Source organism: Gemmatimonadota bacterium (assembly GCA_026702745.1).
Taxonomy (GTDB): domain Bacteria; phylum JAAXHH01; class JAAXHH01; order JAAXHH01; family JAAXHH01; genus JAAXHH01.
Genome location: JAPPBT010000083.1, coordinates 179,191 through 195,516, shown reverse-complemented (window position 1 = coordinate 195,516; position 16,326 = coordinate 179,191). Strand labels below are relative to the sequence as shown.

Sequence of the window (16,326 nt, the reverse complement as noted above, 5' to 3'; positions counted from 1 at the left end):
ATCGGTGTCCGGTTCTTCTTCACCGTGTATGACCACTGGCTCCGGGCCGGCGCCAAAGCCTACTGGGACCGGGTCGAGGCGTTGAAGTAACCTCGGGCCAATGAAATAAGCGCAGGCCGGCGGAGCGGGCCAGCACCCGATCCACCGTCAACCGATCCGCTGACCCACGCCTTCGGCTTTCGCCCGCTCATAAACGACCGCGGCCACGGCCACATCCTCCACGGCCAGGCCCTGGGATTCGAAGAGTGTAATGTCGGTAGGCTCGATACGGCCGGGCACGCGGCCGGCGACCACGTCGGCCAGTTCGTGTACGCGATCCCAGTGGAGGATCCCCTTCTCCACCGGATCGAGCAGGTCTCCGCACTCCACCTTCGCCTGCTCCCTGGAATCGACGGCCACCACCCTGGCCCTCCGGACCGTCTCCGCGTCGATTTCGCTCCGAACGAGCGCGTTGGAACCGGCGGCGTTCACGTGGGTGCCGGGCGCCAGCCACGCGCCTTCCAGCACCGGCCGCGCCGAACCGGTGATCGTGATCACTACATCCGCGTCCTCCACGCAGGCACGAGCCGAATCGACCGGCTCGACCCGCAACCCGAGGGCGTCGCTCATCTCGCGGCAATAGGTCTCCCGTCGCGCCTGGTCCCGCCCGAATGCCTTTACGGAAGTCACCTCGCGTACGCCGCAGACCGCCGCGAGCTGGCTTCGGGCCTGCCACCCCGTACCGATGACGCCCACACTGGACGCGTCTTCCCGGGCCATGTACTTCGTCGCCACGCCGCTCGCCGCACCCGTTCGCATCTGCCCGAGACGGTCGGCCTCGATCGCGGCCAATGGTTCACCCGTGTCCGCCTGGAAGAGCAACACGACGAACTTCGCGCCGTGCCCCGTGGTCGTATAGGCTTTCAACCCGGTGAGATTCAGCGCCGTTATCCCCCCGGACATGACGTGGAGCGTATGGCCCGGCATCCGAACCCGGGAACGGGGGATGTTCACCGCCTTCCCCGCTCCAAGCCCGCAGAAGGCCTGTTCCACCGCGAGCAGCGCGTCGTCCATGGACAGTAAGCGGCCAACCTGGTCTTCGTTGATGAACAGCATTTCATTCGCTCCGTTTGAGTGAGTGCGAGCCGGTGCCCGGAAGCCGCGTGCCCGGAGGCCGCGTGCCCGGAAGCCGCGTGCCCGGAAGCCGCGTGCCCGGAGGCCGGCGCCCGGAAGCCATGATATCCGGTACGTCGAGGCGGTGTCAAGACCAATGTCCCGTCGGCGGTTCCCGGTTCGCGTACCCCGGCGGATCGCGTACCCCGGCGGGTCGCGTACCCTGGCGGGACGCATGCCCTGGCAGAACCTGTCCGCCTTGACAGCCACCGGTCGCATGGTATCTTCAGTTGCGTCATGCCACTGACCCTCCAAGCAGTACGAGACCGGTTTCCCGCACTCCAGTATCGTGATTTCCGGCTCCTGTGGTCCGGCCAGGTCGTTTCACTCACCGGATCCCGCATGCAGCAGACCGCCGTGCTGTGGCACATGTATCTGTTGACCGAATCAGCGTATGCCCTTGGCGCGATGGCGGTTATACGTCTCATTCCCATCCTGGTCCTTTCCCCGCTGGCCGGGGTCATCGCGGACACCCACGACCGCCGGCGCGTACTGCTCATCGCCCAATGCGGCCTCGCCCTGATCAGTACCACGCTGGCATGGATTACGTGGTCAAGGCAGGATTCTGCCACGGCACTCTACGTGATCACCGCCATAAGCGCGGGGATCGGTTGCTTCAGCAGTCCGGCCAAGAACGCCATGGTACCCAACCTCGTGGCCCGGCGGCATCTCGCCAACGCCATGAGCATCAATATCACCGCGTCCCACGTGGCTTCGGTGACCGGGCCGGGCGTGGCCGGCCTGATACTGGCCACGGGCTCCATCGCGACTGTATACTGGATCAACACCGTTTCCTTCGCCTTCATGATCGTGCCGATCCTGATGATGCGCACCGTCCACCGGAGCATCGGAAGCGTGACGCGGGTCAGCTTCGCCGCGGCCCTCGACGGACTCCGGTTTATAAAGCGTTCGCCCATCATACGTTCGGCGATGGTGCTGGATTTCACCGCCACCTTCTTCGCTTCCGCCACCTCTCTGCTGCCCATTTTCGCCACGGAAGTGCTGGGCGTGGGGGAACGGGGATACGGCCTGCTTTCGGCGGCCCCGGCGATCGGCGCCGTGCTTACAGGCGCGCTCATGTCCACCTTCCCCGTGATCTCCGGCCAGGGGCGGCTGCTGTTCAAGGCGGTGGGCTGCTACGCACTGGCCACCGTGGTCTTCGGCATTTCATCCAGCTTCTGGCTCACCTTCGCGGCGCTGCTGCTGACCGGTGCCTTCGACACGATCAGCATGGTGCTGCGCCATACCATCATGCAGCTTTCGACCCCGGACGAACTGCGCGGCCGCATGACCTCGGTAAACATGATGTTCGTCATGGGAGGTCCCCGGCTCGGCGAGGCCGAAGCCGGACTGGTGGCGGGACTCGCCGGCGCGCCGTTCTCCGTCGTCACGGGCGGGATCGGCTGCCTGGCGGCCGTTGCCGTCATCGCCTGGCGGTCGCCCGCGCTGAGACGGTACGACGGCCAGCGATAGCACGGAACCAGGAGGACGTTTCATGATCTACGATGTGCATTCCCATGCCTGGAGGTATCCAGATCACTTCAACGATACCTTTCGGGAACAGGCCATTCGCATGCGGGGTTACGAACTGGACCTGACGCCGTCGTACGAAAGTTATCTGGCATCGGCCCGGAACGCCGGAGCACCCGTAAAGACCGTGGTCTTCGGCGGAAAGGCACGGCTGTCGGGGCTGTGGACACCCGATAGCTACGTGTCGGCGTACTGCGCGGCCTACCCCGAACAGACGATTCCCTTCATGTCGCTTGACCCCACCCAGGACGGCTGGAGAGAGGAAATGGCTGAAGGCCGGGAGCACCTGGGCATGCGGGGCATCAAGCTGCTGCCCATGTACGCCGGTTTCTATCCCCAGGACCCCGAACTCGACGACCTGTGGCGTTATGCCGACCGGAACGGACTGCCCGTCCTGCTGCACACCGGCACCACGTTCGTGGACCAGGCGCCGCTGGACTGCACCCTGCCCCGGCACCTGGACGCGGTCGCCATCAAGTACCCCGACTGCAGGATCATCATGGCCCACCTCGGCCATCCCTACGAAGGGGAAACCGTGGCGGTCGTCCGCAAGCATCCCAACGTATACACCGACATCTCGGGACTGCACTACCGACCCTTCCAGCTCTATCACAGTCTCATGCTCGTCCAGGAATACGGGGTCTGGAACAAACTGCTCTTCGGCACCGACTACCCGGTCACGACGGTGGACGATACGCTACGCGACCTGCGCGGCCTGAACGCCATGCTCGAGGGCACGAGACTGCCCCGGCTGGACGACGCGGAAATGGAAGGGATGATTCATCGGGACGCGGGGGAGATCCTGGGCATAGGCTGATCAGTCCTCGCCGGTCAGCCACTGCCAGAACCGGAAGGGCTCCGGCTGGTTCTTCGTGGGATCCTTCAACACGTCCTTCGTGATGTAAAGCTCGGTCTGGAGATTGGACATGAGCTCGCCCCGCCAGGCCCGGTAGCCCCACTTGTTGGGTTCCAGGGCATCTCCCCGGATGAAGGGCTTCCACATCTGGTTGATCCGGATGTGCCAAAGGAAGATACCCCCGGCTTCAGCGACCAGGATCCGCTCGGCGTCCCGGTACATGGCCATACGCCGTTCAGGGTCCCCGACCAGTTCATTGGCCTGTCGCACGAGTTGCTCGAATCGATCGTTGTGCCAAGCGTGCCGGCCGTTGGACAGCCAGATGGTCAGCAGGTTTCCCGCGTCGATAAAGTCGTACTGGTACGGTACCATGCCCAGGGTCAGTTCCCGGGCGCTCATGGCATCCGCGTAGACTTTGCGCTCCACGTTGCGCACGCCCACGTCCAGCCCCAGGTGCTGATTCAGCATGGCCTGCACCGCCTCGGCCGCCGTCCGGATGTTGGCGGCTTCTGCCCGCAGCCAGATATTCACTTCCGGAAAACCGCGGCCGCCGGGATAGCCGGCGTCGGCGAGGTACTGTCGGGCGAGTACGGGATCGAACCGTTGATAGGAGGCCAGTTCCTCCGAGCTGGAACCCGGAAATCCGGGCGGCAGCATGGAAGAAGCGGGTATGCCCACGTCCCGCATGGCCGACTTCATGATGGCGTCGACATCGATGGCATGGGCGAAGGCCTTGCGCACGCGGATGTCGTCGAAAGGCGGATTGTAGGTGTCCAGCATCAGGTAATACGTGGCGAAGTCCGTGTAGGCATTGAGTTGGTCGCTCAAGACAGGATCCGCCTTGATCCGGTTGATCTCGGCCTGGTTGGTCAGGGGAACATAGTCCACCTCGCCCGCTTCGTAGGCCGAGAGGAACTGGGGTGGGACGGCGAGATTGAACAGCCGGGCCACGACGCGCTCCAGCATGGGTTCTATCGGTCCACGGTAGTTGTGGTTGATGCCCAGCACGATGCGGTCGCCCTTGATCCACTCGACCAGACGGTAGGGTCCGCTTCCGAAATGGGTTTCGGGACGCGTTGCCCATTCGGGTCCGTACTTATCGAACAGGTGGGTCGGGGACACCCAGCTCTTGGCCAGAAGGAGCGGCAGGTAGGGCGCGGGGCGATCCGTGGTGAACGATACGGTGTAGTCGTCATGGGCCTTTACCCCGAGGGAGTCGAGCGGAAGGCGTCGTCCCACGATGTCGGTCCAGTTACTTATGGCCCGAAAGTACCATTCGAACTCGAACCCCGTATCGGGATTCGCCCAGCGGCGGAAGGTGGCCTCGTAGTCACGGGCCGTGAGCGGATGGCCGTCGGCGAAGATCATCCCCTTGCGGATCTCGTACGTCCAGGTCAGTCCGTCTTCGGACAGTTTCCAGGAGGTGGCGCCGGCCGGGTGCAGGTTGAAGTTGCGGTCCACGCGGGCGAGCGGTTCGGCGACCAGGCCCACGCCCCAGGCCTGCTTGTAGGTGGACGTGCCCCGGTCGAGATACCGGTTGTCCGGCGCAAACTGGGTGAGGACCTGGTGTTCCGGCGCGGCCGCGTCAGGAGGCAGTGTCACGCCGAAGGAGTTGACATGCCGTTTCTCCCCGCCGGCTTCCTTTTGACCGTCAACCGGCAGCGCGAGGACGGAAAGGGTGATGAGGACGACGGACGCACCGAGCAGGAGCAAGGGAACCACCGGACGCATTCGCGCTGCCTTTCGCAGTCTGGCCGCGGACTGATCGATTCGGAACAACTGGCGTGTCCCTTGGACGACGGGTTGGATTTCGTGATGGAGTCGCTGATGCATCATACGGAATCGGCATAGGACTGTCAACGATTTCGTCCCGTTACGGCCGCCATAAAACGGGTGACACGAAACGCCCGAGCGATTACTCTATACAGGATCCGAACCGATGTTACCGCCACCTGCTTCGAGGGAACGCGGAGCCTGTGCGGCGGTATCCACAGAAAGGAAATCTGCATGCCAATCGCCACGAGACAACTGGGCACCACGGACGCCTATGTGACCGAACTGGGTTTCGGCAGCGCGCCGCTGGGAGACCTGTTCCAGCCCGTCACGGACGCCAAGTCCCGCGCCACGCTGCGCGCGGCCTGGGGGGCCGGAATCCGCTACTACGACACGTCGCCCTGGTACGGGTACGGCAAGAGCGAATTGAGGCTGGGTGAGCTGCTCCGCCAGAAAAGCCACGGCTCCTACGTGGTGTCCACCAAGGTCGGCCGCGTTTTCAAGGCGACGCGGGACCTGAAGCACTTCGATCAGGGCTTCTGGTGCGGCGGGCTGCCCTTCGACCACGTCTACGACTACAGCTATGACGGGATCATGCGGTCCTACGAAGACAGCCTGATCCGCTTCGGGGTTCACCGTATCGACCTGCTGCTGATCCACGACCTCGACCCCTTCTACCACAACGAGCCGCAAATCCAGGCCTACTTGCACCAGCTGTTCACCAGCGGCTGGCGCGCGCTGGCGGAGCTCAAGGCCTCGGGCGACATAAAGGGCGTGGGCGCCGGCCTGAACAAGACCGGGATGATGCTGCGCTTCCTGGACCTGATGCCCCTGGATTTCTTTATCGTCGCCATGCCTTACACGCTCCTGGACCAGGACGCACTGGACCTGGAACTGCCCCGTTGCGTGGAAGACGGCATCGGCATCGTGATCGGCGCCGTCTTTGCCTCGGGCATCCTGGTCACGGGGCCCACGGAGGATTCGACCTACGGGTACTATCCCGCGACGCCCGAAATCATGGAGAAAACCCGTCGCATACAGGCGGTTTGCGAGCGGCACGCCGTGCCCCTGGCCGCGGCCGCCCTCCAGTTCCCGTTGTTTCACCCGGCGGTCGCGTCCGTCATTCCCGGCGCGGTCAGGCCCGAGTACGTCGAATCGAACCTGGCCAACTATCAGCATCCCATACCTGCCGACCTCTGGGCAGAGCTCAAATCGGACGGGCTGATACGCGACGACGCTCCGGTCCCGGATTAGTCGCTCATGGAATTCGAACTCTGGCAGCTCTTCCTGCTCGCCGGCGTGGGCGTCCTTTCGGGATTCCTGAACGTCATGGCGGGCGGGGGCTCGCTGCTGGCCCTCCCCGTGCTCATCTTCCTGGGCCTGCCGGGAAACGTGGCCAACGGTACCAACCGGGTGGCCATCGTCGCCCAGAACGCATCGGCCGTCACCAGCTTCTTCAGGCAGGGGTATTCGGAGCTTCGCACCATGCTGACCCTCGCGCTCTGCGCCGTGCCGGGAGCGGCGCTGGGGGCGTACCTGGGGACCCAGGTCAGCGGCGAGCTCTTCAACAGGATCCTCGGCGGCCTGATGATCCTGCTGCTGGTCCTGATGAGCAGGAAACCGCGTGACGCGGAGACCACCGAGCAGCCGAAGCGACTCCTCCTGGGGCACATCCTGATGGTCGCGGTGGGGTTCTACGGCGGGTTCATCCAGGCCGGGGTCGGATTCTTTCTCATGGCGGTGCTCTACCGGGTCGTCGGCCTCGACCTCGTCCGCGTCAACGCCTTCAAGGTATTCATCGTCGGTATCTACACCCTGGTGGCGCTGGCCATCTTCGCGGACAAGGGACAGGTGCTCTGGCTGCTCGGGGCCGCCCTGGCCGTGGGTACGACGGCCGGCGGATGGATCGGCGCCCATTACACCGTCAAGCGCGGCGAGGGTCTTATCCGCGTGATCCTGAACGTGGTACTGGTCGTCATGGCGATCCGGCTTCTGATCTGACAGCGATCCGGCTCCTGCTCTGACCCTATCGCAACGGAGTTCATCGTGACCGGCTCCGCAAGCCCTTCCCGTCCGAACGTCATTCTCTGCATCTGCGACCAGCTGCGCGCCTTCGAAGTAGGATGCTACGGAAACGAGGTCGTCCGGACGCCCCACCTGGACCGGCTCGCGTCGGAAGGCGTGCGATTCGAAACGGCTGTTAGCAACAACCCCGTCTGCATGCCCGCCCGGTCCAGTCTACTGTCGGGCCAGTACAGCCGGACCTGCATGGGCGCGCTGGGCAACTTCGCGGAACAACTGGCGTATGGATCCACGACGATGCCCGAGTATCCGGCAGGCGGGCGGCCCCACCTGCCCGCGCCGACGCTTCCGGAGATGTTCAAGACTTTTGGATACGATACGGCGCTGATCGGGAAATGGCACATCCATTCCGCGCCCGGTCCGCTGGGATTCGACTACAGCCTGTATCCGCGGGTCCATCACCGGCACAGCGGGCAGTCCTTCGTGGAGAACGACGGTGAGGAGTTTCAGGTAGAGGGTTTCAGCGTTCGCTTCGAGTCGGACCAGGTCGGCGGATACCTGAGAGACCGGGAGAACCGGGAGGAACCGTTTTTTCTCTACTACAGTATTTCTCCGCCCCACATGCCCCTCATGGACGCGCCCGAAACGTACCTGGGCATGTACGATCCCGCCGATATCCCCCTGCGGCCCAACGTCTACCGGGACGGCCGGCTGCCATACGACGAACATTGGTTCAAGGTCTACCTGTGGGACTTTCTCTTCTACGAAAAAGACCTTCCCTTTACGCGCAAGCTGCCCCCCGGATTCGATCTGCGGCACCTGATCGCCCTGTACTACGGCATGACGACCTGGGTGGACGACATGGTCGGACGCCTCATGCACTTCCTCAAGGCGTACCACCTCGCGGAAAACACCATCGTCGTTTTCCTCTCCGATCACGGCGACAACCTCGGCAGCCACCACCTGTTCAACAAGGGCCGCCTGATCGAAGAGTCCATCCGCGTCCCGCTGGTCTTTCACGGACCGGGCCTCCTTAAACCGCGGGACGACGGCACCACGACGGCCCAGCTCATCGACGTCATGCCCACCTTGCTTTCCCTTTGCGGCGGTTCCGTACCCGCCCACGTCCAGGGGCGCGACCTCGCGCCGGCAGTTTTGGATGGGAACGGACTCAAGGGAGATGAAGGCGTATTCGTGGAGACTTCAAGGGGAGAGATCGGACTGCGCACGTCGACCCACACCTACGGGATCCGCGTCGATCCGAAAAACGGAAGCGTCCTGGATGACCGGGCGTGCCTCTTCGATCTGCAGACCGACCCCTACCAGTTGTCCAACCTGATGGACGCCGGTTGCGACCCGGAGCTGGCGGCCGGGTTCCGGGACCGGGTGCTCGCCTGGCACCACGCAACGCCGTGGATGCACAGCGGCGCATACCGGTGATGGATATGAGCGGGAACTTCCGATGACCGAAGCGAACAAAGATGGAAACAACCGTCTGATCGTGGTGTTGTTCGGCCTCATGTTCGTGGCCGTCGCCGACAACCAGATGATCTCCCCGCTCCTGCCCGACCTGATGGCCGCCTTCGGCATGGGCGCGGGCCGGGCCGGGTTGCTGGTCTCGGTCTACGCCATCGCCGCGGCCGTGGTCTCCTTCGTGATCGGGCCGCTGTCGGACCGGACCGGACGTCGGAAAATGCTCATCATCGCGCTGATGGTATTCACCGCCGCGACCCTGCTTTGCGGCCTGGCGTGGGACTTTGCTTCGCTGGTGGCCTTCCGGGCCGTCACCGGCGCGGCCGCGGGGGTTCTTTCCCTCAATATCACCGCCTGCATTGGGGACCACTTTCCCTACAAGCGGCGGGGCGCCGCCATGGGGCTGGTCATGTCCGGTTACTTCGCGGCCATGATCCTGGGCGTGCCGGCCGGGGCTTTTGTCGCGGAAGCCTGGTCCTGGCGGTGGGCCTTCGGCGCTTTCGCCGGGGCCGGGTTGCTGCTTTGGGCGCCGGCGCTGGCCATCCTGCCCCATCGCGTTGCGGTGGTCAACGCTGTGGGCACAGGCGGCGCGCACGGCACGGGCAGCGCAAACGGCCCTGGCGGCGCGAACGGCGCGGACAGTGCGGCCAGTGCGGTCAGCGCGGTCTCCGTCACCAACCTGGCAAGAAGCTACGGTCGAATCCTCGCGCGCACCGGTCCCCTGGCGGTAATCGCGGCGTCCTTTCTCGTATCGGCTTCCACGGTCGGTTTCATCACCTTCGTGGGGACGTGGCTGCGGGACGCCTACGAGCTTTCGACCGACTGGATCGGCCTGATATTCCTCTTCAGCGGACTGGGCGCGCTGCTGGGCAGCCCAATGGCGGGGTATCTCTCGGATCGTGCGGGTAAAAGGGGCGTCGTTGTGGTGAGCGGTCTGGCGATGGCCGGCCTGCTGGCGGCCATACCCTGGATAACCGGCCTGCTGCCGGTGGTCTTCGCCGGATTCATCCTTACCGGCATCGCCGGGGCCTTCCGCCATGCGCCGCTTCAGGCCCTCGTCACGGCCATGGCATCCGACGAGGAACGCGGCACCCTCATCGCGCTCAAGAACACCGTGGCAGAATTCGGCATCGCCGGGGGAACGGCCTTTTGCGGCGTGCTCTACGTCGCCTTCGGTTATCCTTCCGTCGGAGCGGCCTGCGGCGTCATGGCCACCGCCGCGTCCTTCGTCATCCTGATCTGGGTCCGCGAACCAGGCGGACCGGCCGAAACAAGCGGAACGGTGGAACCGAGCGAACCAGGCGGACCAGGCGGACCAGGCGGACCAGGCGGACCAGGCGGACCGGCCGAACCCGGGCAGACCTGACGGATCAGGATTCGTCGTAGGCGTTAAGGCGTCGCATCCAGATGTTGCGGAACCGGACGGGATCGCCGTGATCCTGCAGTTGCAGGGGGCCCGTGACGGCGTGGGGCGTGTCGTAGTTCGCCAGGTCCCTGTGCCCGGTGGGACCGATGGCCCGTTGGCGGTGGTGCACGACGATCCCGTTGTGGATGACCGTCAAGTGCGCGCCTTTGACCAGCCTGTCGCCGTCCCACGAGGGCGATTCGAAGAAGATATCGTAGGTCTGCCATTCGCCCGGTCCCCGGCTGGCATTGACCAGGGGCGGGTACTGGCCGTAAATGGACGAGGCGGAACCGTCGGCATAGGTCCGGTTGTCGAAGCTGTCCAGCACCTGGATCTCATAGAGACCCAGCAGGAACACACCGCTGTTGCCCCGGCCCTGGCTGTCTCCGACCACCTCTTCGGGCGTGGCCCATTCGAGATGAAGCTGGCAGTTGCCGAAATGCGCGCGGGTCGAGATGTCTCCCGTGCCGTTGACCTCCATGTACCCGTTTTCCACTTTCCAGGCGGCGTCGCCTCCATCTCGGCCGATCCACTGGGCGAGGTCCGATCCGTCGAAGAGCACGACCGCGTCGGAAGGAGGGCTCCCGCTGGCGCCGCCCGGCGTGACGACGCGGGGCTGGGGACGGTCGCCGTCGTGGACGCGCCAGTTGCTGCCGGGTATTACGGAGGTATCGTTGTATCCTACGGAATCCGCCATGGATCGACTCCTATAAGCAAACTTCGTGAATCATGCGTGAGTAGATTTCCACCGCTTCGTAGAGCTGCGGTATTTCCACGTATTCGCCTACCGTGTGGGCCTGTTTGATACTGCCAGGGCCCAGGACCACCATCTCCAGCTGCTCCCTGAAATGGGGGGCGTCGGTCCCGTAGGGCACGGTCTCCGGGCGCTTGCCGCCGGTGACGTCGGAGGCCAGTTGCACGATGGGGTTCGAAGGATCGGCGTAGAAGGGGCGGGATATGCTGCTCGTAACCTCGAAGCCATAGCGTTCGGCCCGCGAAACCAGTTCGTCCGCCAGTTCTTCGCTGTGATCGTCCGGCATCGTACGGAAACAGATGTGACAGGTCGACCGCGCCGCAGAGACGTTCTGCTTCGTGTCGTAGTCGGTGATCACCATGTTGAATCCGTTGGAAGGCGGACTGAACTCCGCGTTCTGATACCGTTCATCGTTTTTGATCTGCTCCGCCATTTCGGCCATTTCGGCCAGGAACGGGGCGATCTTGAAATTGGCGGATTCCCCCAGGCCCGTGCTGGTATGCGCCGCTCTGCCGAGGGCGGTCACCACGATGTGGGCCGCACCCTTGTGGGCGTATACCGGCGTCAGGCTGGTCGGCTCGGCCACCACGCCGTAGGTGGGGCGAACAGCACCCATGATACGAGATTCCGTGGCGACCTGGTGCGCGCCGCCTCCGCCTACTTCCTCGTCGGCCGTCGCCACCACAAGCAGCGGCTTCTTCAGGCGGTCCGCGTCCACCTGCGCGGCGGCGATCATGGTGCAGGCCAGGGGACCCTTCATGTCGCAACTGCCCCGGCCCAGCAACCGGTCGCCTTCGACCACGCCGTGATAGGCGTCCCAGTCCTGCTCCTGTCCCGGCACCGTATCCGTGTGAGACAGGAAGGCCAGGCCGCCTTCGCCTTCGCCCTTGCGTCCGACGAGGCTGACCTTCAGTTCGCCGTTTTCGTCCTCGTAGGTCAGCCGTTCCACTTCGAGTCCGCACGCCTTCATCCGGTTTTCGACCAGGTCGGATATGGCGGCGTTGCTCCACCGGCTGACGGACTTCACATCCACGAATTCCTTCGTCATTTCAACTGGATCCAGCCCCACGGAATCCCCCTCTCGAGATCGTCGTTATCGCACCGTTGCGAGTTGTGCTCAGTCCGTCAGCCAACTCGACATTTCATCACGCAGTTCCGTGTCCGCCCTCAAGTCGAGGGCATCGAAGGCGTTGTCCAGGTGGCCGGCATGACGGGCGCCGACGAGGACCGACGTGATATCGGGATGCCCCATGGTCCAGGCCATGGCCATGCGCACCATGGGAAGTCCCCTTGTATCCGCCAGGGCCCGCAGCCGCTCCACGTTGCGGAAATTCCGGTCGTTGAAGTAGATGTCCGCGTGTCCGGGAATGACGTCGAAGCGCGTGCCGCTGGGGAAGGCGTTCCGGTCCGGCGTGTATTTGCCCGCCAGGAAACCCGCTGCGAGCGGGCTGTAGGACGTGATGCCCACTTCCTCCCGCCGGCACAATGGGAACAGTTCGTCCTGCGCTGCCGGATCGGCCAGGTTGTAAGGCGGCTGGACCACTTCGAAGCGGGCATAGCCCTCACTGGCGCTGGCGTCCAGGGCCTCCCGGAGCTGCGCGGCGTTGAAGTTGCTGCAGCCAACGGTCCCGATTCTTCCGGCCCTGACCTCCTCGTCCAGCGCGGCCAGGCTTTCGGCAATGGGAACCGTTTCATCGGGAGAATGCAGCTCGTAGATGTCCACGCAGTCCACCTGAAGCCGCTCGAGACTGACCCGGAGCGCCCGGGCGATATTCTCCGGCCGGTTGCCGCTGCTCACCTTGGAGCAGATCACCACGTCGTCCCTGCAGCCCCGCGCTTTCAACCATTTTCCGATGATGATCTCGGAAGAACCCATGATATCCGAGGTCTCGCGCACATCATCGACCTTCAGCACGTCCCGCCGGTAGGTCCGGGCATTGCCGCCTCCGTACGCCTCCGCCGTATCGAGCCAGTTAATCCCTCTTTCGATCGCATCATCCAGTATGGCTGCAGAAGCGTCCTCGTCGATCTCGCGACCGAACGTTACGCAGCCCAGGCCAATGAAACTGAGCGCAGTATCGGTGCGGCCGAGTTTTCGGTGTTCCATGCACACTCCCTTGGTGGTTTCCTGCGGATGCCACGGCTGTTAGACGTGTACCGCGGTTGGCTGATGCGGGCCGCGGTTGACTGACACATACCGTGAATGTCTGACGCACATCGCAATGCGCGGGTGGACAAGGTGTGGTGTGAATGTATACCGGTGTGGATCGGGCAGGCAAGGGATGTTTGGCGGGGAGAACGCGGCAGTCCCGGTAAACTGATCGCTCAGAATTCATCGTCTCCGGACCGGACCGGTGAACGCTGGCCGATCAGCCGCATGCGTTCATCCAGCAACCGCTTGAGCTGGTTCAACTTGATCCGGTGTGCAGCGAGTTCCCTTTCGTGTTCCAGGATCATCTGCTGAATGAGACGGGGATCTTCACCGGACCGGGGGTCGTCCGGACCCTCTTCGGTGAGCAGGGGAGCAGAAGGAGCGGCGAGCGGTTTCGGCTGCGCCGCGAGCACCGTGTGCGCCGTATGTTCCACATCCTCCCGAAGGTACTTGATTTCGATCCGCGTACCCACGGGCAGCGTGGTCACGAATTCGGCCAGGACGATGGGATGGTTCATGGAGACACCGTTCACGGCCTGGAGCACGTCGCCCTTGCGCAGACCGACCTGCATGGCGGGACTGTCGGGATATACATCTGAAACGACCATGCCTTCCACGGCGCCCAACATGATATTGCGGTCGCCGCCGATGGTGACGCTTTCCCAGATTTTCTCCACGTGAACGCCCAGCCAGCTCCGGCGTATCTCGCCGTATTCGATGAGCTGACGGGCAAAGGTCTTCACGCGGTTAATGGGTATAACCGCGATCAGGCCGTTGCCTCCATCAGTACCGGAATTGCCCGAACCGGACGCCTGGACCCGGTGGGGATCGGCTACGAGACCGAGCAGGCGCCCGTTCGTGGAGTACACCGCTCCGCCCGAGTAGGCGGAACCTACCACGGCGGTGACCTGGATCATGACGTCTTCTTCCCGCAATCCGTTCACAATCCCCGTCGTCATCGAGGACGGAAAGCCATGGGCGTTGTTCAGCACCAGTACCCAGGACCCCGGACGAACGTCATCGGAATTACCCAGTCGCGCGGTATGGGTCTCCAGGCTGTCGACGCGGATCACGGCGATATCGGATAGCCGGTCCACCCCGACGAGATGGCCCCGGCGGTAGCTGCCATCCCGAAAGTTTACCAGGATATCGTGGGCATGGTCCACGACACCGGCCGTCGTAATGATGAACCCGTCCCTGTGAAGGACCACGCCGGTCCCGATGGAGCGTTCCCAGTCCGTGAAGGTCTGACCGTTCACCGTATTGATGAACTTGCGCTGCACGATCACACTGGCGACCGTCGGTTCCACGCGTTCGACGAGACTGACGATCTCCCGTTCGAGGTTATGCAGGTACGGTGTGGTCTGCGCGTGGACCCGGCGATCGTCGCCCGGGTGTGCGAGGCAGGCCATCAGTGCGGCCCAGATCAGGGGCCGGAGGCGAACGGTCCGGGGATGGTGATTGGAATGAGTACCGAACATGGTCGATCAGAACGATATGCGGACACGCTTGAGAGGAGCGGTCGGGCCCGATGACGCCGGCGCGTCGGGCGCGTCGGGCGCACCGTTTGTGCCGGCCGCACGCTGCGAATCGCGAAGTTCGGCGGTGCCAACGGTTTGCAGCAGGTCTTCCGGCGCCGGTCGATCCGGATCGCCGCCGGCCACCATGTTCCGGCCGAAGGCCTCGTCGAACAGGGTTGGATCGAGGCGCATGCCCGTACCCGCCGTAACGAACCGGATCCCATGGGTCATAGGCTCCATGGTCCTGACAGTGAGGATGCCTGGTCTGTCGCCGGTTATGCGATTTGTGGTATATGGGAGACTGGTTGCTGCAGGTGTGGTGGGATTTGTTGCCTGTTCCGTGTTCGTTGCCGGTCCTGTCGCCATGTGTGGCGCGAGTTCCCGATCCAGGGGAAAGGGCGAAATGGGATCGGGCGGCGCAAGTTCGGATTCGATGGGCGTCGGCAGGGAAAAGGCCGTCGCAGGAACTGCAGGCGAATCGGACCTTGCCGTCGGGCCGGCCACGAAGGCGAAACCGCCGATTACGGTTATGGTCAGGATCAGGCTGGTCGCGAATACCAGTTGAACGGGTCGTTGCCGGCTGAGTTCGCCCAGTTCGGTAAAGGCCGCCGATAGGCGTTTCAACCAGGAGGAGGCGTACAGCTCGCGGGCAACTTCCCGGTTCAGCAGGTTGCCGAGTTGTTGTTCGAACATCGGCCGGGGGGATAGGGCGGGAAGACTCTTCACGGCCCGCATGGCGCTTTCCATGTCCTGCATCCTGAGCCGGCACCGGGGACATCCGTTCAGGTGAAATCGAAGCTCGTCTTCAGCGGCCTTCGACAACTGACCGTCCAGGTAGTCCGACATCTGCCGCTCATATCCACTGCAATTCAAAACGTCCTTCCTCCTCAAAGTAGCTCTACCTGCCACTGTCTCAACATTTCCTGCAGTCTCAGCCGTCCCCGGTTGACCCGCGACTTGACGGTTCCCGTAGGACAGCGGAGGATCTCGCCGATCTGCTCGTACGAAAGCTCCTCGATGTCACGCAGCACGATCACGGACTTGTATTTGTCCGGCAGCTGATCGATCGCGTGCTGTATCGCCCGGCCCAGTTCGTTCTGCTCCAGGTGATCGCCGGGTCCCGCACTCGTGTCCGGCAGATCGATGCTTTCACGCGTGCTGTTCTCGTGGGGCGAAGCGTTCAGGGAGAAGAACTGGCGGCGTTTCCGCTTGCGCAACTCGCTTCGGGCGAGATTGAGCGCGATGGTATAGATCCAGGTGGATAGATTGGAGATCGCCTTGTAGTTATGGCGGTTCCGGTAGACACGCAGAAATGTCTCCTGCACCAGGTCTTCCGCGCATTCCGTGTTGTGGACCATGCGGTAGATGCAGTTGTACAACCGGGTACGGTATCTACCGACGATCACCTCGAACGCACGTATATCGTCCCGCTGGACTCGGACGAACAGCACTTCGTCCGTCAGCGTCAGCTCGTCCAGAACGCCGGACTCGATATCGGTGACCTGCACCGCGTTTGTGGAGGTATTGTCGGCCATTTTTTGTCCACCCATACCGCGTTATACGCCGCGCGGGGGATTCGGTTTCAAAAAACACCTCAGCGTCCGGTTACCAGTCCGGCCAGGCCACGCGGGTCGTACCGGATTCCGGCCGTCCGGGTCGGGCTGTGCCGGCCATCCAGGTCAAGCCGTA

Annotated in this window: 14 protein-coding genes; 6 read left to right on the top strand and 8 right to left on the bottom strand. The window is 63.6% G+C overall.

The features are described 5' to 3' along the window. Nucleotides 1-147: 147 nt before the first annotated feature. Complete coding sequence (locus OXH56_14685; protein MCY3556557.1) at nucleotides 148-1,095, bottom strand: ornithine cyclodeaminase family protein; 948 nt, start codon at nucleotides 1,093-1,095, stop codon at nucleotides 148-150. 294 nt (nucleotides 1,096-1,389) lie between these two features. On the opposite strand from OXH56_14685, the gene OXH56_14680 reads away from it, so the two are divergent. Further along, entirely contained in the window at nucleotides 1,390-2,625 is a 1,236-nt protein-coding gene (locus tag OXH56_14680) for an MFS transporter (GenBank protein ID MCY3556556.1), read from the top strand. A gap of 22 nt (nucleotides 2,626-2,647) precedes the next feature. Further along, on the top strand, nucleotides 2,648-3,499 hold the full coding sequence (locus OXH56_14675; GenBank protein ID MCY3556555.1) for an amidohydrolase family protein: 852 nt from the start codon (nucleotides 2,648-2,650) through the stop codon (nucleotides 3,497-3,499). Here the strand turns inward: OXH56_14675 and OXH56_14670 are convergent, their stop codons facing one another. Then, a complete protein-coding gene (locus OXH56_14670; protein MCY3556554.1) occupies nucleotides 3,500-5,269 on the bottom strand; it encodes a peptide ABC transporter substrate-binding protein in 1,770 nt (589 codons plus the stop codon). It lies immediately after the preceding gene. Between the two features lie 276 nt (nucleotides 5,270-5,545). Between OXH56_14670 and OXH56_14665 the strand changes: the two genes are divergently transcribed. From OXH56_14665 to OXH56_14650, 4 genes are read left to right on the top strand one after another with little or no spacing between them, the layout of a single operon-like run. Further along, nucleotides 5,546-6,565 carry an aldo/keto reductase gene (locus tag OXH56_14665; GenBank protein ID MCY3556553.1) on the top strand — a complete coding sequence of 340 codons (1,020 nt, stop codon included), beginning with the start codon at nucleotides 5,546-5,548 and terminating at the stop codon, nucleotides 6,563-6,565. A gap of 6 nt (nucleotides 6,566-6,571) precedes the next feature. Further along, entirely contained in the window at nucleotides 6,572-7,312 is a 741-nt protein-coding gene (locus OXH56_14660) for a sulfite exporter TauE/SafE family protein (GenBank protein MCY3556552.1), read from the top strand. Nucleotides 7,313-7,357: 45 nt separating this feature from the next. Further along, a complete protein-coding gene (locus OXH56_14655; GenBank protein ID MCY3556551.1) occupies nucleotides 7,358-8,773 on the top strand; it encodes a sulfatase-like hydrolase/transferase in 1,416 nt (471 codons plus the stop codon). A 22-nt stretch (nucleotides 8,774-8,795) separates the two neighbouring features. Next, a complete protein-coding gene (locus OXH56_14650; GenBank protein ID MCY3556550.1) occupies nucleotides 8,796-10,172 on the top strand; it encodes an MFS transporter in 1,377 nt (458 codons plus the stop codon). Between the two features lie 4 nt (nucleotides 10,173-10,176). Here the strand turns inward: OXH56_14650 and OXH56_14645 are convergent, their stop codons facing one another. The 6 genes from OXH56_14645 to OXH56_14620 all read right to left on the bottom strand — a co-directional run bounded on the left by OXH56_14645 (nucleotide 10,177) and on the right by OXH56_14620 (nucleotide 16,172). Continuing rightward, nucleotides 10,177-10,908 (bottom strand): DUF1080 domain-containing protein, encoded by a 732-nt coding sequence (locus OXH56_14645; GenBank protein ID MCY3556549.1) that lies wholly within the window; start codon nucleotides 10,906-10,908, stop codon nucleotides 10,177-10,179. A gap of 10 nt (nucleotides 10,909-10,918) precedes the next feature. Further along, nucleotides 10,919-12,013 carry a M20/M25/M40 family metallo-hydrolase gene (locus OXH56_14640; GenBank protein MCY3556548.1) on the bottom strand — a complete coding sequence of 365 codons (1,095 nt, stop codon included), beginning with the start codon at nucleotides 12,011-12,013 and terminating at the stop codon, nucleotides 10,919-10,921. Nucleotides 12,014-12,082: 69 nt separating this feature from the next. Further along, the gene (locus OXH56_14635; protein MCY3556547.1) at nucleotides 12,083-13,072 is read right to left on the bottom strand and encodes an aldo/keto reductase; all 990 of its coding nucleotides are present in this window, start codon (nucleotides 13,070-13,072) and stop codon (nucleotides 12,083-12,085) included. Between the two features lie 218 nt (nucleotides 13,073-13,290). After that, a complete protein-coding gene (locus tag OXH56_14630; protein MCY3556546.1) occupies nucleotides 13,291-14,598 on the bottom strand; it encodes a trypsin-like peptidase domain-containing protein in 1,308 nt (435 codons plus the stop codon). A gap of 6 nt (nucleotides 14,599-14,604) precedes the next feature. Then, the gene (locus OXH56_14625; GenBank protein MCY3556545.1) at nucleotides 14,605-15,546 is read right to left on the bottom strand and encodes a zf-HC2 domain-containing protein; all 942 of its coding nucleotides are present in this window, start codon (nucleotides 15,544-15,546) and stop codon (nucleotides 14,605-14,607) included. Then, entirely contained in the window at nucleotides 15,525-16,172 is a 648-nt protein-coding gene (locus OXH56_14620; protein ID MCY3556544.1) for a sigma-70 family RNA polymerase sigma factor, read from the bottom strand. Before OXH56_14620 ends, OXH56_14625 begins: the two co-directional genes overlap by 22 nt. Nucleotides 16,173-16,326 lie beyond the last annotated feature (154 nt).

Bases quoted from the DNA above. Each gene is read 5' to 3' on its own strand.
- OXH56_14675 (MCY3556555.1), top strand. From the start codon at position 2,648: ATGATCTACGATGTGCATTCCCATGCCTGGAGGTATCCAGATCACTTC.
- OXH56_14635 (MCY3556547.1), bottom strand. From the start codon at position 13,072: ATGGAACACCGAAAACTCGGCCGCACCGATACTGCGCTCAGTTTCATT.
- OXH56_14670 (MCY3556554.1), bottom strand. From the start codon at position 5,269: ATGCGTCCGGTGGTTCCCTTGCTCCTGCTCGGTGCGTCCGTCGTCCTC.
- OXH56_14660 (MCY3556552.1), top strand. From the start codon at position 6,572: ATGGAATTCGAACTCTGGCAGCTCTTCCTGCTCGCCGGCGTGGGCGTC.
- OXH56_14685 (MCY3556557.1), bottom strand. From the start codon at position 1,095: ATGCTGTTCATCAACGAAGACCAGGTTGGCCGCTTACTGTCCATGGAC.
- OXH56_14680 (MCY3556556.1), top strand. From the start codon at position 1,390: ATGCCACTGACCCTCCAAGCAGTACGAGACCGGTTTCCCGCACTCCAG.
- OXH56_14620 (MCY3556544.1), bottom strand. From the start codon at position 16,172: ATGGCCGACAATACCTCCACAAACGCGGTGCAGGTCACCGATATCGAG.
- OXH56_14645 (MCY3556549.1), bottom strand. From the start codon at position 10,908: ATGGCGGATTCCGTAGGATACAACGATACCTCCGTAATACCCGGCAGC.
- OXH56_14640 (MCY3556548.1), bottom strand. From the start codon at position 12,013: ATGACGAAGGAATTCGTGGATGTGAAGTCCGTCAGCCGGTGGAGCAAC.
- OXH56_14650 (MCY3556550.1), top strand. From the start codon at position 8,796: ATGACCGAAGCGAACAAAGATGGAAACAACCGTCTGATCGTGGTGTTG.
- OXH56_14665 (MCY3556553.1), top strand. From the start codon at position 5,546: ATGCCAATCGCCACGAGACAACTGGGCACCACGGACGCCTATGTGACC.
- OXH56_14630 (MCY3556546.1), bottom strand. From the start codon at position 14,598: ATGTTCGGTACTCATTCCAATCACCATCCCCGGACCGTTCGCCTCCGG.